At 64.5% G+C, this 26,754-nt stretch carries 23 protein-coding genes; 15 read left to right on the top strand and 8 right to left on the bottom strand.

Annotated features, from left to right (window positions below):
* Positions 1-83: 83 nt before the first annotated feature.
* Both BerOc1_RS07370 and BerOc1_RS07365 read right to left on the bottom strand, forming a co-directional pair.
* On the bottom strand, positions 84-1,550 hold the full coding sequence (locus BerOc1_RS07370) for an Rne/Rng family ribonuclease (protein ID WP_071545074.1): 1,467 nt from the start codon (positions 1,548-1,550) through the stop codon (positions 84-86).
* 47 nt (positions 1,551-1,597) lie between these two features.
* The gene (locus BerOc1_RS07365; protein WP_071545073.1) at positions 1,598-2,551 is read right to left on the bottom strand and encodes a radical SAM protein; all 954 of its coding nucleotides are present in this window, start codon (positions 2,549-2,551) and stop codon (positions 1,598-1,600) included.
* Between the two features lie 171 nt (positions 2,552-2,722).
* Between BerOc1_RS07365 and BerOc1_RS07360 the strand changes: the two genes are divergently transcribed.
* The 10 genes from BerOc1_RS07360 (at position 2,723) to BerOc1_RS07315 (ending at position 16,485) form a co-directional block, all read left to right on the top strand.
* The gene (locus BerOc1_RS07360; RefSeq protein WP_071545072.1) at positions 2,723-4,567 is read left to right on the top strand and encodes a PAS domain-containing sensor histidine kinase; all 1,845 of its coding nucleotides are present in this window, start codon (positions 2,723-2,725) and stop codon (positions 4,565-4,567) included.
* A 70-nt stretch (positions 4,568-4,637) separates the two neighbouring features.
* Positions 4,638-5,513 carry a tRNA (adenine-N1)-methyltransferase gene (locus BerOc1_RS07355; protein WP_071545071.1) on the top strand — a complete coding sequence of 292 codons (876 nt, stop codon included), beginning with the start codon at positions 4,638-4,640 and terminating at the stop codon, positions 5,511-5,513.
* A 308-nt stretch (positions 5,514-5,821) separates the two neighbouring features.
* Positions 5,822-8,398, top strand: coding sequence for a PAS domain S-box protein (locus BerOc1_RS07350; protein WP_071545070.1), 2,577 nt, complete (start codon positions 5,822-5,824; stop codon positions 8,396-8,398).
* 235 nt (positions 8,399-8,633) lie between these two features.
* The gene (locus BerOc1_RS07345) at positions 8,634-9,161 is read left to right on the top strand and encodes an RsbRD N-terminal domain-containing protein (RefSeq protein ID WP_071545069.1); all 528 of its coding nucleotides are present in this window, start codon (positions 8,634-8,636) and stop codon (positions 9,159-9,161) included.
* A gap of 197 nt (positions 9,162-9,358) precedes the next feature.
* Positions 9,359-10,405 carry a sulfate reduction electron transfer complex DsrMKJOP subunit DsrM gene (dsrM, locus tag BerOc1_RS07340; RefSeq protein WP_071545068.1) on the top strand — a complete coding sequence of 349 codons (1,047 nt, stop codon included), beginning with the start codon at positions 9,359-9,361 and terminating at the stop codon, positions 10,403-10,405.
* 45 nt (positions 10,406-10,450) lie between these two features.
* On the top strand, positions 10,451-12,121 hold the full coding sequence (dsrK, locus tag BerOc1_RS07335; RefSeq protein ID WP_071545067.1) for a sulfate reduction electron transfer complex DsrMKJOP subunit DsrK: 1,671 nt from the start codon (positions 10,451-10,453) through the stop codon (positions 12,119-12,121).
* 6 nt (positions 12,122-12,127) lie between these two features.
* Complete coding sequence (dsrJ, locus tag BerOc1_RS07330; RefSeq protein WP_071547046.1) at positions 12,128-12,508, top strand: sulfate reduction electron transfer complex DsrMKJOP subunit DsrJ; 381 nt, start codon at positions 12,128-12,130, stop codon at positions 12,506-12,508.
* Positions 12,508-13,278 (top strand): sulfate reduction electron transfer complex DsrMKJOP subunit DsrO, encoded by a 771-nt coding sequence (dsrO, locus tag BerOc1_RS07325; RefSeq protein WP_071545066.1) that lies wholly within the window; start codon positions 12,508-12,510, stop codon positions 13,276-13,278. The genes dsrJ and dsrO overlap by 1 nt, the downstream gene beginning before the upstream one ends.
* 11 nt (positions 13,279-13,289) lie before the next feature.
* Positions 13,290-14,540: a sulfate reduction electron transfer complex DsrMKJOP subunit DsrP gene (gene dsrP / locus BerOc1_RS07320; protein WP_071545065.1), complete on the top strand. Its 1,251-nt coding sequence runs from the start codon at positions 13,290-13,292 to the stop codon at positions 14,538-14,540.
* Positions 14,541-14,859: 319 nt separating this feature from the next.
* Complete coding sequence (locus BerOc1_RS07315; protein ID WP_071545064.1) at positions 14,860-16,485, top strand: FmdE family protein; 1,626 nt, start codon at positions 14,860-14,862, stop codon at positions 16,483-16,485.
* A 317-nt stretch (positions 16,486-16,802) separates the two neighbouring features.
* Here the strand turns inward: BerOc1_RS07315 and BerOc1_RS07310 are convergent, their stop codons facing one another.
* From BerOc1_RS07310 to BerOc1_RS07290, 5 genes are all read right to left on the bottom strand, one after another.
* Complete coding sequence (locus BerOc1_RS07310; RefSeq protein ID WP_071545063.1) at positions 16,803-17,519, bottom strand: substrate-binding domain-containing protein; 717 nt, start codon at positions 17,517-17,519, stop codon at positions 16,803-16,805.
* Complete coding sequence (locus BerOc1_RS07305) at positions 17,516-18,301, bottom strand: ABC transporter ATP-binding protein (RefSeq protein WP_071545062.1); 786 nt, start codon at positions 18,299-18,301, stop codon at positions 17,516-17,518. Before BerOc1_RS07305 ends, BerOc1_RS07310 begins: the two co-directional genes overlap by 4 nt.
* Positions 18,292-19,260 carry a FecCD family ABC transporter permease gene (locus BerOc1_RS07300; RefSeq protein WP_242652912.1) on the bottom strand — a complete coding sequence of 323 codons (969 nt, stop codon included), beginning with the start codon at positions 19,258-19,260 and terminating at the stop codon, positions 18,292-18,294. The genes BerOc1_RS07305 and BerOc1_RS07300 overlap by 10 nt, the downstream gene beginning before the upstream one ends.
* 55 nt (positions 19,261-19,315) lie before the next feature.
* Positions 19,316-20,359, bottom strand: coding sequence for an ABC transporter substrate-binding protein (locus BerOc1_RS07295; RefSeq protein ID WP_071545060.1), 1,044 nt, complete (start codon positions 20,357-20,359; stop codon positions 19,316-19,318).
* 254 nt (positions 20,360-20,613) lie between these two features.
* Entirely contained in the window at positions 20,614-21,285 is a 672-nt protein-coding gene (locus tag BerOc1_RS07290; protein ID WP_071545059.1) for a D-lyxose/D-mannose family sugar isomerase, read from the bottom strand.
* 13 nt (positions 21,286-21,298) lie between these two features.
* Here BerOc1_RS07290 and BerOc1_RS07285 point away from each other — a divergent pair, with 13 nt between their 5' ends.
* The 5 genes from BerOc1_RS07285 to BerOc1_RS07270 all read left to right on the top strand — a co-directional run bounded on the left by BerOc1_RS07285 (position 21,299) and on the right by BerOc1_RS07270 (position 25,811).
* The gene (locus BerOc1_RS07285; RefSeq protein WP_207503298.1) at positions 21,299-21,793 is read left to right on the top strand and encodes a GNAT family acetyltransferase; all 495 of its coding nucleotides are present in this window, start codon (positions 21,299-21,301) and stop codon (positions 21,791-21,793) included.
* A gap of 379 nt (positions 21,794-22,172) precedes the next feature.
* On the top strand, positions 22,173-22,643 hold the full coding sequence (locus BerOc1_RS07280; protein ID WP_071545057.1) for a bactofilin family protein: 471 nt from the start codon (positions 22,173-22,175) through the stop codon (positions 22,641-22,643).
* Between the two features lie 12 nt (positions 22,644-22,655).
* On the top strand, positions 22,656-22,814 hold the full coding sequence (locus BerOc1_RS19065) for a hypothetical protein (protein ID WP_165610797.1): 159 nt from the start codon (positions 22,656-22,658) through the stop codon (positions 22,812-22,814).
* 308 nt (positions 22,815-23,122) lie between these two features.
* Positions 23,123-24,331 carry a phosphoserine phosphatase SerB gene (serB, locus tag BerOc1_RS07275; RefSeq protein ID WP_071545056.1) on the top strand — a complete coding sequence of 403 codons (1,209 nt, stop codon included), beginning with the start codon at positions 23,123-23,125 and terminating at the stop codon, positions 24,329-24,331.
* Positions 24,332-24,677: 346 nt separating this feature from the next.
* Positions 24,678-25,811 (top strand): AI-2E family transporter, encoded by a 1,134-nt coding sequence (locus tag BerOc1_RS07270; protein WP_071545055.1) that lies wholly within the window; start codon positions 24,678-24,680, stop codon positions 25,809-25,811.
* 319 nt (positions 25,812-26,130) lie between these two features.
* Here the strand turns inward: BerOc1_RS07270 and BerOc1_RS07265 are convergent, their stop codons facing one another.
* Positions 26,131-26,754: a LysE family translocator gene (locus tag BerOc1_RS07265; protein ID WP_071545054.1), complete on the bottom strand. Its 624-nt coding sequence runs from the start codon at positions 26,752-26,754 to the stop codon at positions 26,131-26,133.

Genomic DNA, 26,754 nt, shown 5'->3' with positions numbered 1-26,754 from the left:
GGCCCGCCTCGACCATTACACGCAAGGCCCCCGTCCCGATGACTCGGGACGGGGGCCTTTCATTTTTTCATGTCCGGGGACGGCTATTCGTCGTATTCGTACTCGATGTCGATGTGGATGGACTTGTTGTAGCGCTTTTCCAGGTCGGCCAGGATGCCGCGCTTGTTGTTCAGCAGGTAGATGGCCAGCTCCTCCTCGCAGTCGAACTCGACCTCCTCGCCGCCGGGCTTGCGCAGGTCGCGGTGGATTTCCTTGAGGGCCTGCAGGGCCTGCCATTCCATGTTGCGGCGGATGCCGGTGCCCTTGCAGCAGGGGCACGGCTCGGTGGAGATGGCGATGGCCGAGGAGCCCAGCCGCTGGCGGACCAGCTCCATCAGGCCGAAGGACGAAATGCGCGAGACGTCGGTCCGGGCGCGGTCGTTCTTCATCTCCGCGCGCATGACCTTCTCGACCTCGCGGCAGTCCTTGGGGTTCTTCATCTCGATGAAGTCGATGACCACCTGGCCGCCGATGTCGCGCAGCCTGAGCTGGCGGGCTATCTCGCGGGCGGCCTCCACGTTGGTCTTGAGCGCCATCTTCTGGAAATTCTTCTCGCCGCCGATCTTGCCGGAGTTGATGTCCACGGCGGTCAGGGCCTCGGTGGCGTCGAAGACCAGCCGTCCGCCCGAGGGCATGGACGCCTCGCGGGAGTAGATTTCCTGGACCTGCTTGGTCAGGTTGAACCGCTCCAGCAGGGAGAGGTCGCTGTCCTCGTGCAGCCGGACCAGGTTGTTCTTGCGCGGGAAGGCCAGCTTCACGAACTGGTGGACCTGTTCATAGGTTTCCTTGTCGTCCACCCATATCTCGGTGATGTCCAGAGTCAGGTAGTCGCGCACGGCCCGGGCGGCCAGGCCGAGCTCCTTGTACACGATGGCCGGGGCCTTGACCTTCTGGGCGTTGGAGCGGATGTCGGTCCACAGCCGGTTCAGGTACTTGTAGTCGCGCTCCAGCGCGGCCTTGGATTGCCCGATGGCCGCGGTGCGGGCGATCAACCCCACGCCCTCGGTGGTCTCGAATCCTTCCAGGGCGGCCTTGAGGCGGCCCCGTTCCTTTTCGTCCTCGATCTTGCGCGAAACCCCGATCTGGCTGCGGCCCACGGTGTAGACGAAGCTGCGGCCGGGCAGGGAGAGGTAGGAGGTCAGAAACGCCCCCTTCTTGCCGGTGGGTTCCTTGACCACCTGGACCAGGACCTCCTGGCCGGGCTTGAGCACCTTCTGCATCAGCGGGAAGCGCTGGCCCTTCTTGGTGGCCGCGTCGTTGACGTAGTATTCGGGGTGGACCTCGTCGATCTGCAGAAAGCCGTTGCGCTCGGCCCCGTAGTTGATGAACGCGGCCTGCAGCCCGTTGTCGATGTTGTGGATGTAACCCTTGTAGATGTTGCCCTTGGTCTTGGCCTGGTGGACCATCTCAACGTAGTATTCGTTGACCTTGCCCTCTTCGGCGATGACGACCTCGACCTGTTCTCCCGGCAGTACGGAGATGAACATCTTCTGCCGTTTCTTCTTGGTCATAAAAACCTCGTGACGAGAAATGTGTGTGTCTGATCCCGGCGCGCCCTTCAGTCTTCGATGACATGGCCCGTTCCGTGGTAAAAAGTCTGCCCCCGGTCATCCCGGCGGGTAACGTCGCCCATCTTTTCCAGGGCTTCCACGGCCTGGCGGACCTTTTCGGGATCCGCTCCCAGGGCCTGGGCCAGCTGTTGCGCGGTCTGGGGCCTGCGGCCCAGGGAGGCGGCCACGGCAGCGGTCATCCGCTCCAGGCTCATCTCCTTGCCGCCGTCGGCCCGCCGCTCTTGCGTGCGGGTTTCCCCGCCTCCGAGCGCCAGGCGCCACCGGCTTAGAACCGCCCCGTCCACGGGGCGGACCCCCTTGACCGTTCCGGGACGGGTCAGGGTGACCACGTCCACTCGGTCGGGAGCAAGCCGTTGGCAAAAATCCTTCAGCCTGCCGAGGTTCTCGTCGGAATCGTTTATTCCTTCGGCAAGCAAAATTTCCAAAAATATCTTTCCCTTGAATTCATTTCTGAAGGCAAGGAGCCCCTCGGCCACGGCCTTGGGCCTGACGGCCTCGTCGGGCCGGTTCACCCGGGTGAATTCCGCTTCCACCAGGGCGTCGAGGCTGGGCAGGACCACGTCGGCGGCGCACAGTTCGCGGCGCACCTCGGGGTCGGTCATCAGGCTGGCGTTGGTCAGCACGGCCACGGGCGTCGCGGGAAAGAGCCGCCTGGCCCCGAGGATGACGTTTTCCATCTCCGAGTTCAGGCACGGCTCGCCGAGTCCGCCCAGGGTGATCATGTCCGGCGGCTCCAGCCCTTCCTCCTTCCACAGGGAGAGTTCCTTGAGGATGCCGGCCGCCGGGACGTACACCCTGCGTTCGCAGGTCCGTTCCCTGGTGGCCCCCACCTCGCAGTACACGCAGTCCATGGAGCAGATGCGGTCCCCGAGCAGGTCGAGTCCCAGCGAGCGGCCGAGCCGCCCGCTCATGACCGGGCCGAAGACGTATTTGTATGCCATGTCGCGTTGCGTTCCTTGGAAGGAGTCCTTAACTCTTGCCAGCTTATTAAGTACCTGCGCGGTTCTGTCAAGTTCGGCGGGCCGTTTCACGAAATCGGGAATTAATAATTGGTCGGTCCCGGGGCATGGGATAATGTTGCCTTGAGTCCCGTCTTTGCGGAGGAGCCGTACGTGTTGGAAGTCACTCTCGAGATCCTGAGATTTTTCGTTCTCGCCCTGGCGTTGGGACTCTTCATCCACGCCGACCGGTCCGTGTCCTACGGCCGCCGCGGTTTTCTGCTCATCAAGATCGGTTTCCTGCTCATCCTCTTCGGGGTCTTCATGGAGATCACCGACCAACTCGACATCCCGGGCTGGGGCATGGTCGCCGACGTCCACGTGAACTTCTATCTGGCCAAGGTCGTGGGCCAGCTGGCCGGGTCGGTCCTGCTCCTGGTCGGGCTGTGGTTCTGGCTGCCGTCCATCCGGACCATGGACGAGGTTCAGGAGGCCCTGGACCGGGCCCGCAGCGAGCTGGAGGAGCACTTCGTGGCCCGGACCCGCGAACTCGAAGCCGAAGTGGATCGGCGGTGCAAGGCCGAGGCCGAGGGGCGCATTTCCGACGAGCGCCGGCGCATCCTGTTCGAGAACAGCCCCATCGGCATCACCCACGGCTTCGTGGGCGGGCGGTTCGTGGAGCGCAACCGGGCCTACGCCCGCATGCTCGGCTACGACTCCCCCGAGGAAATGGCCCAGGCCCAGGCCCTGGCGGGCGACACCTTTTCCCACATCGTGGACCCGGCGGATGTGGAGCGCATCGTCGGCCAGGCCAGGAATGAGGATTACGTCAAGGACCTGATCGTGCGCATGCGGCGCAAGGACGGGGAGATTCGCTGGATACGCCTGGAAATGGCCATGGCCCGCGACCACCACGGGCGGAATTATTATTTTTACGCATTCGCCCTGGACGTGACCGAGCGCAAGGAGCGGTCCGAGGCCCTGGAGCGGTACAAGCGCCGTCTCAAGGGCATATTCGACTCCCTGCCCGTGGGCATCTTCGTGGTGGACAGGGAGACGCACACCATGGCCTGGGCCAATCCCGAGGCCCTGAGGATGAGCGGCTACACCCTGGACCAGATGATCGGCCTACCCTGCCGCGAGGCGCTGTGCGGGGACGCCTCGTTCTGCCCCTGGGGAGGGATAGAGGAGGGCGTCCCCTGCACGGACGAGAGCTTCCTGACCCGCAAGGACGGCACCCGGCTGCCCGTGCTCAAGAACATGGTCTCCACCGTGGTGGACGGCCGGGAGAGCCTGGTGGTCAGCCTGCAGGACATCTCCGAGCAAAAGCGGCTGGAGGAGCTGCGCGAGGACGTCAACCGCATCGTGACCCACGATCTCAAGGGGCCTATCATCGGCGTGATCAACGGGTGCAGGCTCCTGCTCCTGGAGGAGGAGAGCCTGGACGCCGAACTGAGCGAGATGCTCCACCTCATCGAGAACCAGGCGGAAAAGGCCCTGCAGATGATCGGCCTGTCCCTGGCCCTCTACAAGATCGAGGCCGGAACCTTCACCTACGAGCCCGAGCCCGTCGCCGTCATGGACGTGGTCCGGGAGACCCTCGTCAACCTGGGCGGCAGAATCGAGGACAAGAGGCTGGCCGTGTCTGTCCTGCTCGACGGCGGCCCGGATCCGGGGCTGGGGAGCCCGATGATCCCGGCCAACCCGCTCCTGCTGGAGACCATGGTCGCCAACCTGCTGCTCAATGCCGTGGAGGCCGCGCCCGAGGGCGGCGAGGTCTCGGTCGGCCTGGAGCAGGGCGATCCCGTGGTCCTGACCATGGTCAACGCGGGGGCCGTACCCGAGGCGCTGCGCGAGACCTTTTTCGAGAAGTACTCCACCGGCGGCAAGCCCGGCGGGACCGGCCTGGGGACCTATTCGGCCCGCCTGGCGGCCGGGGCCATGGGCGGCACCGTCGAACTGTCCGTTTCCGACGACGAGGACCGGACCACTCTGCGCGTGACCCTGCCCGGGGCGTGAGCCCGTTTTCCTTGACTTCCGGCCTTGCGGACCGTACTCAGGGCCATCTCTTTCAGGAGGCCTGAGAATCATGATCGAACCGGGACAACTCATTCTGCTCATCAGCCACAAGGGCAAACGCTACCTGCGCAAGCTCGAGGCCGGCGGCGAGGTCCACACCCATGACGGCAAGCTGCTCATGGACGACATCGCCGAGGCCGGCTTCGGCCAGTACGTCCAGACCCACCTGGGCAAGGCGTATCTGGTCCTCAAACCGACCCTGCACGACCTGATCAAGGGGGTGAAGCGCCAGACGCAGATCATGTACCCCAAGGAGATCGGCTACCTGATGATGAAACTGGGCATCGGGCCCGGCTCCACGGTCATCGAGTCCGGCACGGGCTCGGGCGGCCTGACCACGGCCCTGGCCTGGTTCGTGGGCGACACCGGCAAGGTCATCACCTACGAGCGCCGCGCCGACTTCTTCAAGCTGGCGGGCAAGAATCTGGAGCGCGTCGGCCTGTCCCACCGCGTGGAGCAGGTCAACCAGAACATCGAGGACGGCTTCCTGCACTCCGGCGCGGACGCACTGTTCCTGGACGTGCGCACCCCGTGGGAATATCTCCATTCCATCCCCAGTGCGGTCATCCCCGGGGCCATGTGCGGCTTTCTGCTGCCCACGGTCAACCAGGTGTCCGACCTGTTGCGCGGTCTGGAGGACGGCCCCTTCGCCGACCTCGAGGTCCTGGAAATCCTGGTCCGCCGCTGGAAGCCCGTGGCCGACCGGCTGCGTCCGGACGACCGCATGGTCGCCCACACCGGCTTCCTGGTCTTTGCCCGGTATATGGAGCCGCCCGCGGCCAGGCCCCGGCCCGAGGGGGTTGCCGACCCGGACGAGGCTCCGGCCATCGAGGACCTGCCCGACGCCCCGGCCACGGAAGATGTCGGGGACGACGCCGAATTCTGATTCCGAACCCGTTCAGGCCCGCTCCATGGAGCGGGCCTTTTTTCTTTTCTCGCCCGGCTTCGCGCGCGGCGGCTCCGGCCTCGGATTCCACTTTCCTGTAAGTCTGGTGACATACGCCTCTTCGGGGCGTCGTACAGCCGTTTGCACGGCGGTGCATTCATTGTGACAAATGGCCAACATGGGCCGCCCGGCTCGACAACGGGGTCGCGAAGAAGTATGGTTTGCGCCCGCATCCCGTGCGCCGTCCGCCCTGGGCGACACATGCGGAAATGGCCGTCGAACCACACCGCCCACCGAGGACAGAACGCTTGAAGAACCGCCGCACCACCCCTGAGGAACGCCTCCGGAAACGCGTCCGGGAACACGCCGCCCGCCTGCGGGACGGCGACGATCCCGTGGAGTTCTGGGCAACGTTCTGCGAGGCGCTTTTGGCGGAGTCGGCCGAACCCGGTCCGGCCGCCATGCGCGGAGCGGACGGCGGCTCGGCGGCCAGCCTGAGGGCGTCCCGGCTGAACACCCTGTTCCTGAGCCTGCGCACGCCGGTCCTGCTGCTCGACGCGGACTTCGCGGTGGAAGTCATGAATCCGGCGGCCTGCGAACTGACCGGCGCGGCCGACGTGGAGGCGTGGTGCCGGGGCGACCATGCCCCCGTGCCCTTGAAGGAGCTCGCCCCCTGGCTGGAGGGCCCCCTGGAGGCCGAGGGGCTGGGCGTGGAAGGGGTCGAGGCCTGCCGCCTGGACGTGCCCGTGGTCCAGCGCCATGGCGAGCGCCATTTCAGCGTCGCGGTCTCCCTGGCCGCCGATTTCCCCGACCGCCGCACCGGCTACGCAGTGGTTCTGGACGACATCACCGACCGGGTGGAGGGCGAGCGCGAACTGGCCGGGGAGCGCAACCGAGTGGCCCACTACCTCGACGTGATCGGGGCCATGGTCTTCACCCTGGATGCCGCGGGCAGGGTCGACATGGTCAACCGGACCGCCTGCCGCATGCTGGGCTACGCCGAGGAGGAGCTTCTGGGCCGGGACTGGGTGGACATTCTGGTTCCCCCGCCCCAGCGCGACGCAATACGCGACTGCCTGTACCTGGTCCTGTCCGGCCAGGTGGAGGAAGAGGACGAGCGTTCCTTTCCCGTGACCACGCGCGAGGGGTTCAGACGCATGATCCAGTGGCAGAGCCAGGTCCTGACCACCGAGGGCGGCCTGCCCGTGGGCATGCTCCTGTCGGGCACGGACATCACCGAGCAGCGGGTCATCGAGGAGACCCTGGCCGAAAAGGAATTGTGGCTGCGCAGCTCCTTCGTCGCCCTGGGCGAGGCCGTGCTCATCCTGACCCCGGAAATGACTATCCTGGACGCCAACCCGGCGGCCGAGGCCATGTTCGAGCGGTCCCAGGCCGACCTGCAGGGCGAGCCGGTCAGCGGGCTGCACGTCAACGCCGGGCACTACGAGGATTTCCTGGCCCGCTCAAAGGCCGCCTTCGAGGCCGGGGAGCGCGCCCTGTTCGAGCTGCCGCTCAAGCGGCGCAAGGGCGAGATATTTCCGGCCGACCAGTCGGTCTCGCTGATCAAGGGCGACGACGGGGCCACGCTGGGCGTGGTCAACGTCATCCGCGACATCTCGGACCGCAAGTACGCCGAGGCCGAGCTCAAGCGCAGCGAGGAGAAGTTTAGGCGCATCTTCGAGACCATCGAGGAGGGGTACATGGTCACGGACCTGGAAGGGACCGTGCTCATGGTCAACCCGGCCACCTGTCGGCTGCTCCAGTTCGAGGAGTCCGAGCTGGTGGGCCGGAACATCGACACCCTGTACCGGCAGGTCAGCGAGCGCGTCGGATTCCGCGAGGCCCTGCAGGCCAAGGGGGCAATCCGGGGGCTGCAGATGACCGCCCGGCGCAAGGACGGGACCGCCATCGTCATCGAGGCCAATGCCCACCAGGTTCTGAACAACCAGGGCGAGCCCGTGGCCATGGAGGGGACCTTCCGCGACATCACCAGGCGCATCGAGGCCGAGAGGGTCCTGCGCGAGAGCGAGAAGCAGTACCGGGCCTTTTTCGAGAACAACCACGCCATCATGCTCCTGACCGATCCCAAGTCCGAACGGATCATCGACGCCAACCCGGCGGCCGCGGACTTCTACGGCTACCCCATCGAGGTCATGCGGACCATGAACCTGAGCCAGATCAACGCCCTGGGTCGGGACGAGATGTTCTCCGAGATGCGCCGCTCCATGGACGAGGGGCGGACCTACTTCATCGTCCGGCACCGGCTGGCCGGCGGCGAGCTGCGCGACGTGGAGGTCTATTCCGGGCCGATCATGGTCCAGGGGGCCCAGCGCCTCTATTCGGTCATCCACGACGTGACCAAACGCATCGAGCTGGAACAGGAGATGAAGCTGCTGGCCACCACCGACGCCCTGACCGGGGCCAGCAACCGCCACCAGTTCTTCTCCCTGGGCGGGGTGGAGGTGCAGCGGGCCAAGCGCTACGACCTGCCCCTGGCCGTGATCATGCTCGACATCGATTATTTCAAGTCCATCAACGACACCTACGGGCACGCGGCCGGGGACCAGGTCCTCAAGGCCCTGTCCGGCGCGGTCTCGTCGCTGTTGCGCGCGCCGGACATCTTCGGCCGGCTGGGCGGGGAGGAATTCGCGGTCATCCTGCCCCAGACCGGGATCGACGAGGGCGTGGAGGTGGCCGAGCGGCTGCGCTCGACCCTGGCCGGGCTCGCGGTGGAGGTGGGGGAGGACACCGTGACCTTCACGGTGTCCATGGGCGTGACCCGGGTAAGCCCCGGGGACAAGACCGTGGAAGAGGTCCTGAACCGGGCGGACGAGGCCCTGTACAAGGCCAAGCGCATGGGCCGCAACAGGGTCGTGCGCGGCTGACGAGGGAGACGTTCCGCCGGAATTTTCCAAGGGGCCGTCAAGCCCTGATAACCCTTTTCATTGGCCGGTTTTTCCTTGAAAAAACCTTGACGTTTTCCCATGGGTTTGGAATATGGTTCTGAGTTTTACGTGATGATTTTCACTATCTATCAAAGGCCTGTCCGTGAAATGTCCGCCTGCGCCGAGAGGACCGGGTACGCAAGTGGGCCGATTCACGGATTGATGCGGGTTGTTAATGACTTTTGAATCCACGTTGGCCGAACGCAAGGCCGAGCTGTCGCAGAAGTGGGCGGAGTTGGTCCTGAGGACCTATCCCAAGGAAACCCAGAAAGTCTGGACCCGACAGAAGGATCGATTCCAGAACCCGGTGGGGGCGGCCATCATCGAGGCCACCGGGGAACTGTTCGACCACCTGATCGATTGGCGGGATGCCGAGGGTATGGCCAAGAGCCTCGACAAGCTCATCCGTATCAGGGCGGTGCAGGACTTCACCCCCTCCCAGGCCATCAGTTTTGTCTTTTTGCTGAAAAAACTCCTTCGCGACGAGTTTTTCCGGCCCATGAAGAAGGACGGCACCCTGGAGGAGCTGCTCCGGTTCGAGGCCAAGGTGGACAACCTGGCCATGATGTCCTTCGACATCTACAGCAAAAGTCGCGAAGAGGTCTTCCGGTTCCGCGTGGAGGAAGTGAAGCGCGCCCAGAGCAGTCTGCTCAGGAAAGCCGGAATGGTTGCGGACGTTACGGTCGATAAATCGGCCGATTAGGGACGCGCCGGGTGTGGCGCACGGTGCAAGCCGGGCGAAGTATGACAAGGGGGTGGGGGTTCCTTCCGCAAGGCAGGGAATCCTTCTTCGATGCATAGCTTCAAACATCTTTGCGCCGCCCCCTCCGGGGAGTCCCGAAAAGTGGCAGGCCGTCCAGGTAATCCCGGCGGTCCAACCTTCAAGCGAGGTGACGGTAGATGAATGCTCTTTACTCACTTCTGTTCGTCTTTCTCCTGGTGTTGATCCCGTTGTTCGGGGTTGATGCGGCACACATGAGGACTTTCTTCGGTGTCTGCATCCCGACGACGGCGTTCATCATCTTCATTATCGGCTTTGTATACAAAGTCGTCACCTGGGGCCGGAGCGCCGTGCCGTTCCGCATCCCCACAACCGGCGGCCAGTTCCAGTCCTTCGATCCCGAGCTGTTCAAGCAGAACAAGCTGGACTGTCCCCAGACCGGCGCCCAGACCTTCTTCCGCATGGTCCTCGAGGTCTTCGCGTTCCGCTCCCTGTTCCGGAACACCCAGGTGTCCCTGCACCAGGGCAAGGACCATCCGGTCGTCGCCTACAAATCGAGCAAGTGGCTGTGGCTCTTCGCCATCACCTTCCACTACTCCTTTTTCATCATCGCCCTGCGGCACCTGCGCCTGTTCCTCGAACCGATTCCGTTCCTCCCGGTGGGCGCGATCGAGTTCGTGGACGGCATCCTGCAGATCGGCGCTCCGGTCATGTACCTGAGCGACGCCGGCCTGGTGGCCGGCGTGCTGCTGCTGCTCGGCCGCAGGCTGGTTCTCCCCAGGATCAACTACATCAGCTACGTCTCGGACTACTTCCCGCTGCTGCTGATCCTGTCCGTCGCCCTGTCGGGCATCTACATGCGCTACTACGCCAAGGTCGACATCATCGCGATCAAGGAGCTGACCATGGGTCTGGTGACGTTCCACTACGTCGTCCCCGAGTCCATCTCCGCCTCCTTCTTCGTCCACGTCTTCCTGGTCAGCACGCTCATGGCCTACTTCCCGTTCAGCAAGCTCATGCACATGCCGGGCGTCTTCCTGTCCCCGACCCGCAACCTGCCGAACGACTCGCGCGCCAAGCACCACGTGAACCCCTGGAACGACCCCAATATCAAGGCCCACGCCTACGCCGACTACGAGAAGGAATTCGGCGTGCCCATGGCCGAGGCGGGCCTGCCCCTGGACAACCCCGAGAACGGGGTGCCCAAAGACGAGGCCGAGGCCTAGGGTTCACCACCTGGTGATACTTTCTTTATCCGAGGAGATAAGAATATGTCCGACATTCCCAAAGCAGACGAGCTCTTCAAGAGCATAGACTACAATCCGCCGCTCACCGGATGGATGGAAACCCCGGTGGACTTCTCGCCCGGCCATTGGTGCTACCCCGCCAAGCCCGAGAAGATCGCGTACATGGACAAGAAACTGCCCGGCCTGTGGGGCGAGCCGCGCCAGTGGGTCCCGTCCGACGTCGACTGGAAGCTGCCCGCCAACTGGAAGGAGACCGTGGTCAACGGTTTCCGTGAGCGGCTCAAGAAGTTCCGCTCCCTGCAGCTGTTCATGGACATCTGCGTGCGCTGCGGCGCCTGCGCCGACAAGTGCCACTACTTCATCGGCTCCGGCGACCCCAAGAACATGCCCGTGCTCCGCGCCGAGCTGATGCGTTCGGTCTACCGCGGCGAGTTCACCGTGGCCGGCAAGATCCTGTCCAAGTTCACCGGTTCCCGGGTCATGGAAGAGGATGTCCTCAAAGAGTGGTTCATCTACTTCTACCAGTGCACCCAGTGCCGCCGCTGCTCCCTGTTCTGCCCCTACGGCATCGACACCGCGGAAATGACCATGATGGCCCGCGAGCTCATGCACCTGGTCGGCCTGAACACCAACTGGATCATGGAGCCGGTCTCCAACTGCAACATCACCGGCAACCACCTCGGCATCCAGCCCCACGCCTTCAAGGACATCGTCGACTTCATGGTCGACGACATCGAGGAGGTCACCGGCCGGAGAGTCAAGGCCCCGCTGAACGAGAAGGGCCACGAGATCCTGTTCATCACGCCGTCCGGCGACGTGTTCGCCGACCCCGGCATCTACACCTTCATGGGCTACCTGCTCCTGTTCGACTACCTCGACCTGGACTACACCCTGTCCACCTACGCGTCCGAGGGCGGCAACTTCGGCTCGTTCACCAACAACGAGTCCATGAAGAAGCTCAACGCCAAGATGTACGCCGAGGCCGAGCGTCTGGGCTGCAAGTGGATCCTGGGCGGCGAGTGCGGCCACATGTGGCGCGTCATCCACCAGTACATGGACACCATGAACGGCGACACCCAGTGGTCCGGCATGACCACCCCGAAGTCGCCCATCACCGGCACCGTGTTCAACACCGCCGCGGCGACCAAGATGCTCCACATCACGGAGTTCACCGCCGACCTCATCAAGCACAACAAGCTGAAGCTGGATCCCAGCCGCAACGACCATCTGCGGGTGACCTTCCATGACTCCTGCAACCCGGCGCGCGGCATGGGCCTGCTGGAAGAACCGCGCTACGTGCTCAAGCACGTGTGCAACAACTTCTTCGAGATGCCCCCGGCGACCATCCGCGAGCAGACCTTCTGCTGTGCGGGCGGCTCCGGCCTGAACACCGACGAGATCATGGAGATCCGCCTGCGCGGCGGCCTGCCCCGCGGCAACGCCCTGCGCTACGTGCAGGAACAGCACGGCGTGAACCTGATGGCCTGCATCTGCGCCATCGACCGCGCGACCCTGATCCCGCTGGCCGACTACTGGGCTCCGGGCGTGACCATCTCCGGCACCCACGAGCTGGTCGCCAACGCCCTGGTCCTCGAAGAGGGCGAGGTCCGGACCATGGACATGCGCCAGGAACCCCTCCCCGGTTTCGAGGACGAAGACGACGACTGGACGCCCCCGACCAAGGAGGATGCATAAATGAAAATGTACAACGGATTTGCGATCGTCGCCGGGCTGGTCATCTTCTTCGCGATGCTGACCGCTCCCTTTGCGCTCGGCACCATGACCAAGCAATACAAGGAGCCCGAGCTCAAGCTGCCCAAGAACGAGAAGGAGTGCATCGAATCCACCGAGTTCATGCGCACCGAGCACATGCAGCTGCTGAACGAGTGGCGCGATTGGGCCCTGCGTGACGGCAAGAGGACCTATATCAACCACAAGGGCAAAGAGTTCACCATCTCCCTGCAGAACACCTGCATGAAGTGCCACGCCAGCAAGGCCGACTTCTGCGACAAGTGTCACAACGACGCGGGTGTCTCTCCCTATTGCTGGGATTGCCACGTTCAGCCGGAGGGTTTGAAATAATGAAGAACAGCAGAAGAACCTTCATCAAGCTTGCCGGTATCGCCGCCGCCGGGCTGGCCGTGGCCCCCAAAAAGGCGCTGGCCTCCGAGGGACACGCCCCGGTCAAGCCCAACTCAACGGCCATCCATGCCGAGCATTGGGCCATGGTCATCGACACCACCAAGCTGCACACGGCCGAGGCCATCGACAAGCTGGCCGGGGTCTGCCACCACATCCACAACGTGCCCCACATCGAGGGCAAGCAGGAAGTGAAGTGGCTGTGGCACGACACCTACGCGCACACCTTCCCGGAGCAGGAGAACCCGCACCTGGCCGAAGAGGTCCACGAGCGTGTCTTCCCGCTGCTGTGCAACCACTGCGAGAACCCGCCGTGCGTGCGCGTCTGCCCGACCAAGGCGACCTTCCAGCGCCCGGACGGCATCGTGGCCATGGACTACCACCGCTGCATCGGCTGCCGCTACTGCATGGCCGGCTGTCCCTACGGCTCCCGGTCGTTCAACTGGGGCGAGCCCCGGCTGGGCCTGGATCTGGAGAAGCTGAACCCCGAGTTCCCCACCCGCATGCGCGGCGTCGTCGAGAAGTGCAACTTCTGCGTCGAGCGCCTGGCCGTGGGCAAGGAGCCCGCCTGCGTGGAGGCCTCCGAGGGCGCCATGCACTTCGGCGACCTGAAGGACCCGGATTCCGAAGTCCGCAAGGTGCTTCGCGAGAAGTTCACCATTCGTCGTAAACCCTCGGCAGGCACTGAGCCCAGTGTTTACTACATCATTTAGGAGGAATCGGAATGCTTGAATTAGCTCTGAAAGGCTCCAAGAGATACTACGGCTGGATTGCGTTCCTCCTGGTTCTCATCGCCATAGGCTTCGCGGCCTACGTCAACCAGCTCACGGTCGGCCTGAAGACCACCGGCATGAGCCGCGACGTATCCTGGGGATTCTACATCTCCCAGCTGACCTACCTGGTCGGCCTGGCCGCCTCGGGCGTCATGATCGTGCTGCCCAACTACTTCCACTCCTACAAGACCAACAAGCACATGGTCATCTTCGGCGAGTTCATGGCCATCGCGGCCTGCGTCATGTGCCTGCTCTTCGTCATCGTCGACATCGGGCAGCCGCAGCGCATGATGAACATGGTCTTCCATCCGACCCCGAACTCCATCCTGTTCTGGGACATGATCGTCATCAACGGCTACCTGTTCCTGAACCTGCTCTGCGGCTGGACCTGCCTGCAGGCGGATCGGCAGCACCTGCCCCATCCCAAGTGGGTCAAGCCGTTCATCTACACGTCCATCATCTGGGCCTTCTCCATCCACACCGTGACCGCGTTCCTGTACCAGGGACTGCCCGGCCGCCACTACTGGCTGACCGCCATCCTGGCCGCCCGCTTCCTGGCCTCGGCGTTCTGCGCCGGACCGGCCATCCTGGTCCTGGTGCTGTTGGTCACCGAGAAGGTCACCACCTTCAAGATGCCCAAGAACGCGCTTTCCACGCTGGTCAAGATCATCATGTACGCCATGTGCATCAACATGTTCTTCTTCCTGCTGGAAGTGTTCACGGCCTTCTACTCCAACATCCCCGGCCACATGCATCCGCTGCTCTACCTCTTTGAGCACGCGAGCACCGGCCTGGTGACCCTGATGTGGACCTTTGTCGTGTTCGCGGCGATCTCCATCACCCTGTTGGTGACCCCGCGCCTGCGCAACAACCTCAAGCTGCTGCCCTGGACCCTGGCCATGCTGATCATCGCCACTTGGCTGGACAAGGGCCTCGGTCTGCTCATCGGCGGCTTCAACCCCACGCCGTTCGACACCATCACGCCGTACTGGCCGACCGGCAAGGAACTGCTGGTCTCGATGATGATCTACTCCATCGGCGCCTTGATCGTGACCGTGCTGTTCAAGATCGCCACGGAGGTCAAGGAGGAAGTGGGCCACTCCCAGAAGCTGCCCTGCGGCTGCTCCTCCGAGGACACCTGTGTCTGTTCCTCCGAGGACGACTGCGGTTGCGTATCCGAAGAAGCCGCTGCCGAGGCTTAAACCGGCACAGCCTGGCCACGTAACGTCACCTCGCTAGGCATCAAGGCTGAGACAGGGCCGCTCCGGAAACGGGGCGGCCCCTTTTTTCGTCGCCGGATTCGTTCTGCCCCAAGCCGCACCGGGCCGCATTCCGCGAAAATTTCTCCCAGGCTTCAAAATCAGGGCCGATGTGCGTTCAAACGTAGTGCAGGAACATGCAAGGTGAGTCCGTGTTGCGCCAATGTCACGGCCATGGCATAGTGCGTTTCCTTTTTCAGCGGCAAAGTGGAGAAATCGCGGCGGCGGCAACGCCGGATACTCTATAGAAGACGAGGCGAATATGAACATCGGACAGTACACGTTTGAGGAATTCAAGCAAAAGGCCAGGGAATTTCACGGCTATCCGGCTCCCGGCCTGCTCATCGGCGGATACATGGTGGAGGCGGCCAAGGCGAGGTTGCCCGAGGGCACCCTGTTCGAGGCCCTGGTCGAGTCCGGCAAATGCCTGCCCGACGCGGTCCAGCTTCTGACCCTGTGCTCCACGGGCAACAACTGGATGAAGGTCAAGCTGCTGGGGCGCTACGCCGTGTCCCTGTACGACAAATTCACCGGCCAGGGGGTCCGCGTGGCCATCGACCAGGAGAAGCTGGCCAAATGGCCCGAGATCCGCGCCTGGTTTATGAAGGAAAAGCCCAAGGCCGAGCAGGACACCGACCAGCTCTTCAGGGAGATCGAGGAGGCCGGGGACACCATCTGCTCCATCCGGCCCGTGACCGTGTCCAAGAAATACCTCGGCCACGGCCACATGACCTCCATCGACGTCTGCCCGGTCTGCGGCGAGGCGTACCCCGGCTCGGACGGCTCCATCTGCCGCGGCTGTCAGGGCGAGGCCCCGTACGAGTCCATGGAGGGCGTGCTGTGCGCCGATGACGCTCCGGACCTCAAGATTGTGCCCGTGGAACAGGCCGTGGGCAAGCAGGCGGTCCACGACATGACCGGCATCGAGCCCGGCGAGTCCAAGGGCCCGATCACCAAGGCGGGCGACGTCTTCGACATCGGCGACGTCTGCCGGCTGCAGCGCATCGGCAAGTTCAACGTCTACGACGGCGAGGCCGTGCCCGGCGACGAGTGGGTCCACGAGAACGACGCGGTCAAGGCGTTCGCAAAGCGCATGGCCGGGCCGGGCATCACCTACGACCCGAACCCGGAAGAGGGCAAGATCAACTTCTTCGCCGAGTATCCGGGCATGCTGTCCATCGACCTGGACGCGCTCTCCCGCTTCAATCTTTCCCCGGACGTCATGCTGGCCACCCGCCACGACGGTTCGCTCATGCCCGAGGGCAAGGGCGTGGCCGGGACCCGGGCCATTCCCCTGTACATCTCCCGCGACCGGTTCAGCCGCGCCCTGACCGCGCTGGGCGAAGGCCCGGTCCTGTCCGTGCTGCCGCTTGCGCCCGCCAAGGTGGGCATCCTGGTCACCGGCACCGAGGTTTTCCAGGGGATCATCGAGGACAAGTTCATCCCGATCGTCTCGTCCAAGGTCATCAGGCTCGGCTGCACCGTGCACATGACCGACATCGTGCCCGACGACCGCGAGGCCATTACCAAGGCGGCCACGGCCATGCTCGACGGCGGCTGCGAGGTGGTCATCACCACGGCGGGCATGTCCGTGGACCCGGACGACGTCACCCGCGCCGCCCTGGTGGACGCGGGCCTGCACGGCGACCTCTACGGCGTGCCCATGCTCCCCGGCACCATGACCCTGGTGGGCAAGCTTGGCGGCGCCGCCATCATCGGCGTCCCGGCCTGCGCCCTGTTCTACAAGACCACGGCCTTCGACGTGGTCCTGCCGCGCATTCTGGCCGGACAGGAACTGCGCCGCAAGGACCTGGCCCGTCTGGGCGAGGGCGGCTTCTGCATGAATTGCAAGTCCTGTTCCTTCCCCAAATGCCCCTTTGGTAAGTAGGGAGCGCGGCGGGCGGCTCGCGATAGCGGGCCATCTTCACATTTTTCCCTGGGGCTTTCATCCTCACGTAGACGGCTACGCTGCGGTGAAAGCCCCAGGAAGAAAATGCACATCTGCCCCACTCTTCCAAGCCTTGTGCGGGCGCGGGAGGGCGGTTCGGGAAGAAGATACTTGCGCACAGCGCTGCGCGGGGGGCGGGAGCCGCTGTCGGGCGGCTTTGCCGCCCGAGTCACTCCCGGTAGGGCGCTTGGAAGTGAATGTTGGGACACCCCTGGCGCGGGTGTCCTTTTTTTATTGGAGTGGAGCCGTGTCGGCTGTCAACGAATTCGCTTGTCCGCCGGGAGGAAGCCGCAGTTTGCGGCCGCCTCCATGGCCTCGGGCGAGCGCAGGGCGTCCAGGGCGGCGCGGGCATCGCCCGTGGCGCGGGCAACGGCGCCGTAGAGGGGGCGCACGGACAGTTCGGGGGGCAGGTCCAGAATGGACAGGCCGGGGCAGCGGGCGGTCACGTCCACGGCCGTGGTCCGGTAGCCGAGGAAGAGGTCCACTTTGCCCGTCTGGAAGAGGTCCACGACCGGCGAGCCCGAGGCTTCGGACGGCAAGTCGCCGCCGACTAGGGCGCGGGCGCGGTCCCGGAGCATGTCCCGGCTGCCCGGGCGGATGGTCTCGGCCCGGTCGAAGACCGCGAGCGCGTAATCCCCGCCCGGGTCCGCGCCCGGAGTGGACGTCCCCAGTCGGCTGTCCGGGTCGAGCATGGCACGCAGGGCGTCGCCCTCGGCCAGAATCTCCTCGCGACCGAACAGGCAGAGCCGGTTTTCGAGCAGGGGCACGGCCTCGCCGTAGTCGGCAAACCGGGCCACGGCCCGCGCGTGGGCCATGCTCGCGGACAGGAACAGCTCGGGGCGCAGCCCGTCCTCGATGCGCCCGCGCAGCAGCCCGGCCGGGCCGAAGCGCACGTCCAGGGTCAGCCCGACGGACTTTGCCATGGCGGGCAGGGCCTTGCGCAGGCTTCCCGCGGCGAGCACGGTCAGGTTCACGGTTCCTCCCGGCGGACCGTGCACACGGTCCTGCCGTTGTCCAGCCGGTGGATGTCCACGCCCAGGCCGTAGAGCGACGACAGGGACTCCGGAGACAGGACCGTTTCAGTGGAGCCCACGGCCTGAAGCCGTCCACGCGCCAGCAGGGCGGTCTGGTCGGATATCTCGAAGGCGTGGTCCGGGAAATGGGTGGTCATGATCACGGTCAGCCCCCGGTCGGCCAGGGAGCGGATCAGGGCCAGGGTGCGCGCCTGGTTGCCGAAGTCCAGGTGGGAGGTGGGCTCGTCCAGGAGCAGGATGTCCGCGCCCTGTGCCAGGGATCGGGCAAAGAGGATGAGCTGCCGCTCGCCGCCGCTGGTCTCGCTGTAGGACACGTTTTCCAGGTGGCTGATGCCCATGGTCTCCATGGCTCCCCGGGCCGCGTCGAAGTCCCTCCGGTTCGGCGAGGCGAATGCGCCCAGGTGCGGGGTCCGGCCCATGACCACCACGTCCAGGGCGCGGTAGGTGAAGACCGGAGTGTGGGTCTGCGGGACCATGGCGATGGCCTGCGCGGTTCTGCGGCGGCTTAGGGCGGCGAGGTCTTGGTCGCCCGCCAGGACTCGTCCCGTGCGCGGTGGCACCAGCCCGGCCAGGCAGCGCAGCAGAGTGGATTTGCCCGTGCCGTTGGGCCCGAGAATGGACAGCACCCGGCCGGGCCGGGCGGCCAGGTCGACGTCCGCCCAGACCGCGTCGCGGCCCGGATAGGCGAAACTCAGCCCCTCGGCGCGCAGGGTCATGCCCATCCCGTCCTCCCCCTGCCGAGCAGCACGGCGAAAAACGGCGCGCCCACGGACGCGGTCAGGATGCCCAGCGGGATCTCGGTGGCCGTCAGGTTGCGGGCCAGCCCGTCGATGAGCACCAGATAGCACGCCCCGAGCGCCAGGCTGGCCGGGATGAGCCTGCGGTAGTCCGGGCCGACCAGCATGCGCGCCAGGTGCGGGACCACCAGCCCGACCCAGCCGATGATGCCGCTGACCGAGACCGCGCTGGCGGTCACCACGGTCACGGCCACGATCACGCCCAGCCGCAGGCGGCCCGCCTCCACGCCCAGGGTCCTTGCCTCCTCGTCGCCCAGGGACAGGACGTTGAGCTGCCAGCGGACCAGCAACAGGCCGAGCACGCACACGCCCATGGGCAGGCACACGGTCAGCAGCCGGTCCATGGTCATGGAGGACAGGGAGCCCATCAGCCAGTAGACGATGACCGGCAGCTTGTCGTCCGGGTCGGCCACATACTTGACCAGGGAGAGCAGGGACTGGAAGAACGCGCCGACCACCACTCCGGCCAGGATGATGATCATGGGCCCGGACGAGCGGTACAGTCGGCTCATGATCCAGGCCGAGGTCACGGCGAGCATGCCGAAGAAAAAGGCCGAGCCCTGGATGAGCCAGGGCGAGTTCCACAGCAGGATGCCGAGGGCCGCGCCGAAACCGGCGCCCGAGGCCACGCCCAGAATATACGGCGAGACCAGCGGGTTGCGGAACAGCCCCTGGAAGGCCGCGCCCGCCACGGACAGACCGCCGCCGATGAGCATGGCCGCCAGTACGCGCGGCAGGCGCACCTGCATGACCACGGTCTCGAGCACGCCCGGCCAGTCGCGCTCGACCGGCAGCCCGGCCGCGTGTCCCAGGATGCGCAGGACCTCACTTATGCCCACGGGATACCGGCCCCAGGCGAGCCCTATGCAGAATACAGCGGCCACGCCCGCCCACGGAGCAAGACTGCCGAGGGTCGGGCGCGACCGCGGGGGGTAGGGGCTATTCGAAGGCAATGCCGTAGAATTCCTGGTAATAGGACTCGACCATGGCATCCAGGTCGACGTCCTTGAACTTCTCGGGATAGAGGGTCTTGGCCATCCACAGTTCGCCCAGGGCCATGGATTCGGGCAGGGCGTGGCCCCACGGCTTGACGTATTCGGGGGTGACATACAGCCGTCCGTTTCTGATGGCCGAGACCTGCTGCCAGGCCGGGTCGTTGCGCAGGCCGTCGGCGGCGGAGCGGTGCCGCCACTGGATGAAGACCACCTCGGGGTCCCAGCGCAGCACGTCCTCCATGGTCACTTCCTTGAAGCCCGTGACCTCCTTGGCGACCACGTTGACGCCGCCCGCGCGCTCCATGATCACGCTGGTGTACTTGCCCGCGCCGTAGGTGTGCAGGTTGTTGCGGGCCATGTAGCACTTGACCCGCTCACTCTCGGGGATGTCGCCCAGATGCGACTTGAGGACCTTCTGGTTGGCCTCGACCACCTGCATGAGCCGCTCTGCCCGCGCCTGCTTGTTGCAGATCTCGCCCAGGAGCAGCACGGCGTCCTTGAGCCCCTTGTCATAGGCCGCTTGGGCGTCGGCCAGGTCCGGGTTGAGCTTGGCGGCCTCCTCACTGGCCGCGTCGAACAGGGAAACGCCGACCACCGGGATGTTCGCGTCGCTGATCTGCTGGATCATCTCCTTGGGCGCGTAGTGGGTGACGATGACCAGGTCGGGATGGACGGCCAGCAGGGCCTCCATGTTCACGGTATCGAGCCCGCCCGGAGTGGGCAGGGAATTGATGTCGGCCATGGTCTTGGCCGCGCCGGGCAGATACTTCTCCCACTTTTCGAGGATGCCGACGACCTTGTCCTGTGCCCCGAGCTGGATCATGACGTCCAGGGACTGGTGCTGCAGGACCACCACCCGGTCGACCGTGTCCGGAATGGTCACGGTCCGGCCCAACTGGTCGGTGACCGTGCGCTGGGCAAGGGCGGAGGAGCACAGCAACATCAGGAGCAGGCTGGCGAGCAGCGACAATTGCAGGAATTTTTTCATCGGGAAATACCTCTCACGGGCTTGGTGTTGTCCGGGATAGCCTGATGCGCGTGCCGTGTAAGGGCGCGCGCCCGGCTGTGGCGACTAATTACGGATCATAACAGTCCGGTTTTTTTTCTGTAAAGAAAAACCTGGAAAGTCACGCATTGGGTATAATGCGTGACTTTTGTGAAGGGAAATGGGTGGTGCCGGTGCGTAAAAAAAAGGGTGCGACCCGCCCGCAAGAGCGATGGGAAGGAAGGGCGTTCGGGGCCCTAGACGTATTTCGGGTAGTCCGTGCACAGCAGGTGCAGCGGGGCTTCGTCCTCGTCGATCTCGGGGAATCGGGCCTGGGGTTCATGGAACCGGTTGTCGGCGTTGTCGTCGTTCACGGACGAGACCTCGCCCACCAGGACCTTGCCCTTGCCCGGCTCGCCGTAGAACCTGTGGTACATGCCCTGTTCCAGGAAGATGGACTCGCCGGGCGTAAGCACCACCGTGCCGCCGGGCTGGACGATGCGCGTGAACCCGTCCACGGACACGGCCAGGGGCTCCTTGGCCAATTCCTCGGCGGGCGTGGACCCGTACAGCTCGATGACCAGGTTGCCGCCGCCCCGGTTGATGATGTCCTCGGTCTTGGACCAGTGGAAATGCATGGGGCAGATCTGGTTTTCGCGGACGATCATGATCTTTTCCGCATACTTCTTGGGATGGCCCGTGGCCAGGTTGCCGTTGCGGATGGTGAACAGGATCAGCCCGCGCCGGTCGAACTCGCCCGCTCCGTAGTCGGTCAGATCCCAGCCGAGCTGGTTGCGGACCACCTCGGATTCGCCCTTGCCCTTCCATTGTTCCGGGGACCAGAAGGCCCACGGCGGCAAGGCGAACTTGAAGGAGGCGAAAAATTCCTTGGCATCCTGGATGAGGGCGTTGATCTCGCTGCGTTTCATGAAATCTATCTAGGTGAGCCGGGTACCGGCGTCAAGAAGAAGCGGGTGCGGCTGGACTTCCACCCCGGGCGCGGGCTACACCCCCTCCATGTCCCACACCATCATTACATACGACGACGCCCGCCACCGCGACCGGGTCATGGCCCTGTGGCGCGAGATATTCGGCTACCCGTCCGCCTACAACGACCCCGCCTTCGCCATTGACCGCAAGATCGCGGTGGACGATCTGTTCTGGGTGGCCGAGGCGGACGAGGCGGTTTTCGGCACGGTCATGGCCGGATACGACGGTCACCGGGGCTGGATATATTCCATGGCCGTGGCCCCGGACCAGCGCGGAAAAGGGCTGGGCTCCCGTCTCCTGGATCACGCGATTGAAGCCCTCAAAAGGCGCGGGTGCGTCAAGGTCAACCTCCAGATCCTCGAATCCAACGAGGCGGTGCGCCGCTTCTACGAGGCCAACGGCTTTACCGTCGAGCCCCGCCTGAGCATGGGCAGGGTCCTGGACTAGTCTCCTTTCTTCAATTTTCGTGAGGGTCGAACCGGTCCTCCTCCGTCCACGGCCCGAAGTGAGCCGATCCCGGAGGAAATGTAAAAAACTTTTGGCCCGTGTTCCGTCCCGATACTCCGGGTTTCTCCACATTCCCGCCGGAAAAGGGCCGCCTTTTGCCGTATCGGAACCACTCTGCCCCACTATTTGTACAGGATGACGGACCGGGCAAAGGACATCCGGTTCCCGGCGGGTGTTTTTCCATCGGATCGGCCCCTTCCCCTGTGGAAAAAAAAGTGGCATTCGGCACCAGCCGGGTATATAGGGAAAACCTGCTCTGCTGTAATGACCGCAACACGGGACGGCCTGAGCCGACCGGGAAACGAGCGAGGAAGATGAAATGGGCCTTTTTAGCAGCAAAAACACCAAGGAAAGTTCCGAATTGAACGCCTTTCTGGGCGTTGGCACCGAATATAAGGGCAAACTCGATTTCGTCGGCACGGTCCGCATCGACGGCCGGTTCGAAGGCGAAATCTCCACCGAAGGCGTGCTCATTCTCGGGCGCAAGGCCCGCATCGAAGGGTCCGTGCGCGTGGGCCAGCTGAATTCCTGCGGCGAAATCCTCGGCGAAGTGCACGTCAGGGAAAAGGCCGTCTTCGAAAAGACCAGCGTGCTCAAGGGCAGCCTTGACACGAAGGTGCTTGTGGTGGAAAACGGCGCCGTGGTTGAAGGAACCATCATCATGACCCAGGGGGCGGCCGTCGAGGCCAAGCCCAAGGTCGTGTCCGCGAATTTCGGCGGCGGCGCTCCCAAGCCGGTCGCCAGGGAAATTGAAATCGCCAAGACCGGCTCCGACGATAGCGGGGCCTAACGGAGGTTCACCATGTTTGAAGTGGTTATCGAAGACAACGGTAGAGAATACGTCGCCTTTACCGCCGAGGACAAGCGCGAGGCCGAACTGCTCCTGCAGCGCCACGTCCGCTCCCTCACCGACGGCCTGGCCTACATCCGCGAGGCCAAATCCGAAGCGAAAAAGAAGTAACCGGCCCGACCCGGTTGCCCCGAGACCAGCCCCCGCCGCGCCGCGCCGGGGGCTGGTCTTGGTTGTGCCGCCGGCCTCCGGCGACCGGGGGAAGGGGAGAAGGGAACCCTTTGAGAAAAGGGTTCCCTTCTCCCCTTCCCCCGTACCCCCATCCCCTCATCCTTCCTAAACTTTTTGTGCCGCTTCGCGGAGCGGGATGGTCGTATGCGTACGTGACGCCGTTTCGCCGGGAGGTCTTGGCCCTCAAGGTTTACTGTCTTGGGGATATGTGAGATGGTCCGCACGAAGTTCGCACGGGGGTTTTATCCATGGAAAAGATCATATTGGTGCATGTGACGGGCGGCGACCGGCCCGGGCTGACCGCCGAACTGTCCGGCGTCCTGGCAGGCTACGACGTGGACGTGCTCGACATCGGGCAGGTGGTCATCCACAACTTCCTGACGCTCGGCATCCTCATCCGGCTGCCCGCCAACTCCCAGCCCGTGCTCAAGGACCTGCTCTTCAAGGCCCACGAACTCGGCGTGACCATGCGCCTGCACCCCCTGGACGAGGATCAGTACAGCTCCTGGGTGGGCGAGGCGCACAAGCCGCGCTACATAATCACCTTGCTGGCCCGCTCGGTCTCCTCCTCCCAGATAGCGGCCATCACCAAGGTCGTGTCCGAGGCCGGGCTGAACATCGATACCATCTACCGGTTGTCCGGGCGCGTGCCGCTGGACTGCAACGACTACGAATGCTCGCGCGGCTGCGTCGAATTCACCGTGCGCGGCACCCCCAGGGACGTGGCTGGGCTGCGCGCCCAGTTTCTGGAAATCTCCTCCAGGATGATGGTCGACATCGGCTTCCAGGAAGACAACATCTTCCGCCGCAACCGCCGCCTGGTGGCGTTCGACATGGACTCCACCCTGATCCAGGCCGAGGTCATCGACGAACTGGCCAAGGAGGCGGGCGTGGGCGAACAGGTGGCCGCCATCACCGAATCCGCCATGCGCGGCGAACTCGATTTCAAGCAGTCCCTGCGCAAACGCCTTTCCCTGCTCGAAGGACTCGACGAGTCCGTGCTCAAGAAGGTCGCCGACCGGCTGCCCATGTCCGAGGGCGCGGAAAAACTCATCTCCAACCTCAAGAACGTGGGCTACAAGATCGCCATCCTGTCCGGTGGGTTCACCTATTTCGGAGAAATCCTGCGCAAACGCTACGGCATCGACTACGTCTATGCCAACGAGCTTGAAATAGTGGACGGCAAACTCACCGGCAAGGCCGTGGGCGATATCGTGGACGCCCAGAAAAAGGCCGAACTGCTCCAGTCCATCGCCGACCAGGAACGCATCTCCCTGCAACAGGTCATCGCCGTGGGCGACGGGGCCAACGACCTGCCCATGCTCAACCTCGCGGGGCTGGGCATCGCCTTCCACGCCAAACCCAAAGTCAAACAAGGCGCCCGGCAGGCCATCTCCACGCTGGGCCTCGACGCCATCCTCTTCCTCCTCGGCATGCGCTCCCGCGACGTGGTGTAGCGCGCGGCGGAAGGAAGAACCGGGGGGAAGGGGAGAGAGGGAACCCTTTGAGAAAAGGGTTCCCTCTCTCCCCTTCCCCCCGAGCCCCCCATCCCCTCTCTCCTTTCTAAACTTTTTGTGCCGCTGCGCGGGTGTGCGAGCGCGGTGTGACGTGCGTTTATCGTAGTTATTGGCGCGGCTTTTCGCGTGTGCGCCTCCGCGAAGCGGCGACAAAAAGTTTTGGAGGGTCCAGGGCAGCGCCCCGGCCGCCGGAGGCATCTTCACACAAGAGGGCGTTGTCTAAACCGGGGTGGGCTGGTAAGGAACGGGGCAGATTCATTTTCTTATCTTTTTTTGAGGAGGGCCCATGTTCGAGAGCGGCAAGCCGTACACCCTGGATTCCGTGGTGCGGATGGTCCTGGGGGCCGGATTTTTCATCGGCATGGTCTGGCTGCTGGGCTATCTGTCGGGCGTGCTGGTGCCGTTCGTGGCGGCCCTGCTGGTGACCTATCTGCTCAATCCCCTGACCTGTTTCATCGAGAAGCGGGTGGGCAATCGCGGCGTGGCCGTGTTGCTGACCATGTTGTTGCTGCTCGTGGCCGTGGCCGGGGTCGTCCTGCTGGTGGTGCCCATGGTGGTCGGCGAGTTCGCGCACATGGGCGAAGTCCTGTCGCGGCTGATCACGAACACCGAGTTCGCGGACAAGGTGGCGGCCCATCTGCCGCCGGACATCTGGCAGTGGCTGCGCGACACCGTGCAGTCGCCCGAGGTCAGGGATCTGTTCACGGCCCAGGGAGCGCTCAATGCGGCCAAGGGGGTGCTCGGCAACCTGGTCCCGGGCATCCGGGGCGTGGCCGTGGGCGCGATCAACGCGGCGGCCGGGCTGTTCGGGGTATTCGTCATCGTCCTGTACGTCATCTTTCTGCTGGCCGATTTCGGGCGCATCAAGGCCGGGTGGCAGGACTACCTGCCCGCGCAGTACCGCGAGGGCGTGACCGGGTTCCTGGATGAGTTCGAGAAGACCATGGGGCTGTATTTCCGGGGGCAGATCATCGTCTGCCTGATAGTGGGTGTGCTCATGGCCATCGGTTTCATGCTCATCGGGCTGCCGCTCGGCCTGGTCCTGGGGCTGCTCATCGGGATATTGAACATCGCGCCGTACCTGGGCGTGGCCGGAGTGGTTCCGGTCCTGCTCCTGGCCGGGCTCGACTCGCTGGAGGCGGGCGAGTCCTTGTGGGTGGGGATCGGCCTGGCCGTGGCGGTCATGGCCGTGGTCCAGGTCATCCAGGACGCGGTCCTGGTCCCGAAAATCCAGGGCGAGAGCCTGGGGTTGTCCCCGTGGCTCATCCTCCTGTCCCTGTCGGTCTGGGGCAAGCTGCTCGGCTTCCTCGGCCTGCTCATCGCCCTGCCCATGACCTGCCTGTGCCTGTCCTACTACCGCCGCCTGCTGGCCAAGAAGGCGGCCGCACTCCCGCCTGACCCGGTAGCGGAAACGGACTGATCGCAACGATAGAATGCAAAACGCCCCGACTCCACCAAGGACCGGGGGCGTTTTGCATGTGTGCGGCCGAAATTCAATCGCGCAGCGAAACAGACCGCGCCGAAGGCGCCAAATGGGATGCAAGGGTGCGAACCCTATCGCTGCTGTCGCTATCTCTAAGGCTCGATGATTCGCCTAAGAGCTAGGGCTGCCCGCCGACAAATCCGCAGGACAGCGGATTTGGACCGCGCCTGATAAGGCGCGACCCCGAAGGGGTGAGCCCAGGTCGGGGCGAATCAAGGCGAAATCACCCGACTACCGCCGCGAAGCGGCCTCCTTACTACGCTCTCTTCAAAGCGGCGGTCACTATCCCCGCGCCGATCAAGGTCGTCCCGCCTATCCGGTTGACGATTTTCATGGAGGCCGGGTTGGCCACGATGCGGCGGGCCTTGGCCGCGAGCAGGGCGTAGAACAGGGCCGACGCCATGCTCAGGATCTGGACGGTGATCTCGAGGATGAGCAGTTGCGGCAGCTGGGGGCGGTCCTGGGTGATGAACTGGGGCAGGAAGGCGCACAGGAAGACGATGGCCTTGGGGTTGGTGGCCGTGACCAGACAGGCGTTGAGCAGGTGGGTCCGGCCGCTGGCCGGGCGCGCCGGGCTCGGTCCGGGGTTCGTTTCGGGAGCGGCCCGCCACGCCTTGACGCCGAGGTAGACGAGATAGGCCGCGCCGACCCATTTGAAGGCGGTGAACAGCTCGGCGGAGGCGGCCAGGAGGACGCCCAGCCCGGCCAGGGAGGCAATGGCGGCCACGGCGTTGCCCAGGCCCACACCCAGCGCCAGGGGCACGGCGGCGCGCCGTCCCTGGGCCAGCGAGCTGCCCACGACCATCATTACGGTGGGCCCGGGAATGAGCAGCACCACCACGGTGGCGGTCAGAAAGACCAGATAGGTATCGAGATCCAT

The sequence above is a fragment of the Pseudodesulfovibrio hydrargyri genome (assembly GCF_001874525.1).
GTDB lineage: Bacteria > Desulfobacterota > Desulfovibrionia > Desulfovibrionales > Desulfovibrionaceae > Pseudodesulfovibrio > Pseudodesulfovibrio hydrargyri.
Note: the sequence above shows the minus strand (reverse complement) of the source record. Positions and strands in the feature narration are given on the sequence as shown.

Bases quoted from the DNA above. Each gene is read 5' to 3' on its own strand.
- BerOc1_RS07370 (WP_071545074.1), bottom strand. From the start codon at position 1,550: ATGACCAAGAAGAAACGGCAGAAGATGTTCATCTCCGTACTGCCGGGA.
- BerOc1_RS07365 (WP_071545073.1), bottom strand. From the start codon at position 2,551: ATGGCATACAAATACGTCTTCGGCCCGGTCATGAGCGGGCGGCTCGGC.
- BerOc1_RS07355 (WP_071545071.1), top strand. From the start codon at position 4,638: ATGATCGAACCGGGACAACTCATTCTGCTCATCAGCCACAAGGGCAAA.
- BerOc1_RS07345 (WP_071545069.1), top strand. From the start codon at position 8,634: ATGACTTTTGAATCCACGTTGGCCGAACGCAAGGCCGAGCTGTCGCAG.
- dsrM (WP_071545068.1), top strand. From the start codon at position 9,359: ATGAATGCTCTTTACTCACTTCTGTTCGTCTTTCTCCTGGTGTTGATC.
- dsrK (WP_071545067.1), top strand. From the start codon at position 10,451: ATGTCCGACATTCCCAAAGCAGACGAGCTCTTCAAGAGCATAGACTAC.
- dsrJ (WP_071547046.1), top strand. From the start codon at position 12,128: ATGTACAACGGATTTGCGATCGTCGCCGGGCTGGTCATCTTCTTCGCG.
- dsrO (WP_071545066.1), top strand. From the start codon at position 12,508: ATGAAGAACAGCAGAAGAACCTTCATCAAGCTTGCCGGTATCGCCGCC.
- dsrP (WP_071545065.1), top strand. From the start codon at position 13,290: ATGCTTGAATTAGCTCTGAAAGGCTCCAAGAGATACTACGGCTGGATT.
- BerOc1_RS07315 (WP_071545064.1), top strand. From the start codon at position 14,860: ATGAACATCGGACAGTACACGTTTGAGGAATTCAAGCAAAAGGCCAGG.
- BerOc1_RS07305 (WP_071545062.1), bottom strand. From the start codon at position 18,301: ATGGGCATGACCCTGCGCGCCGAGGGGCTGAGTTTCGCCTATCCGGGC.
- BerOc1_RS07295 (WP_071545060.1), bottom strand. From the start codon at position 20,359: ATGAAAAAATTCCTGCAATTGTCGCTGCTCGCCAGCCTGCTCCTGATG.
- BerOc1_RS07290 (WP_071545059.1), bottom strand. From the start codon at position 21,285: ATGAAACGCAGCGAGATCAACGCCCTCATCCAGGATGCCAAGGAATTT.
- BerOc1_RS07280 (WP_071545057.1), top strand. From the start codon at position 22,173: ATGGGCCTTTTTAGCAGCAAAAACACCAAGGAAAGTTCCGAATTGAAC.
- BerOc1_RS19065 (WP_165610797.1), top strand. From the start codon at position 22,656: ATGTTTGAAGTGGTTATCGAAGACAACGGTAGAGAATACGTCGCCTTT.
- serB (WP_071545056.1), top strand. From the start codon at position 23,123: ATGGAAAAGATCATATTGGTGCATGTGACGGGCGGCGACCGGCCCGGG.
- BerOc1_RS07270 (WP_071545055.1), top strand. From the start codon at position 24,678: ATGTTCGAGAGCGGCAAGCCGTACACCCTGGATTCCGTGGTGCGGATG.
- BerOc1_RS07265 (WP_071545054.1), bottom strand. From the start codon at position 26,754: ATGGATCTCGATACCTATCTGGTCTTTCTGACCGCCACCGTGGTGGTG.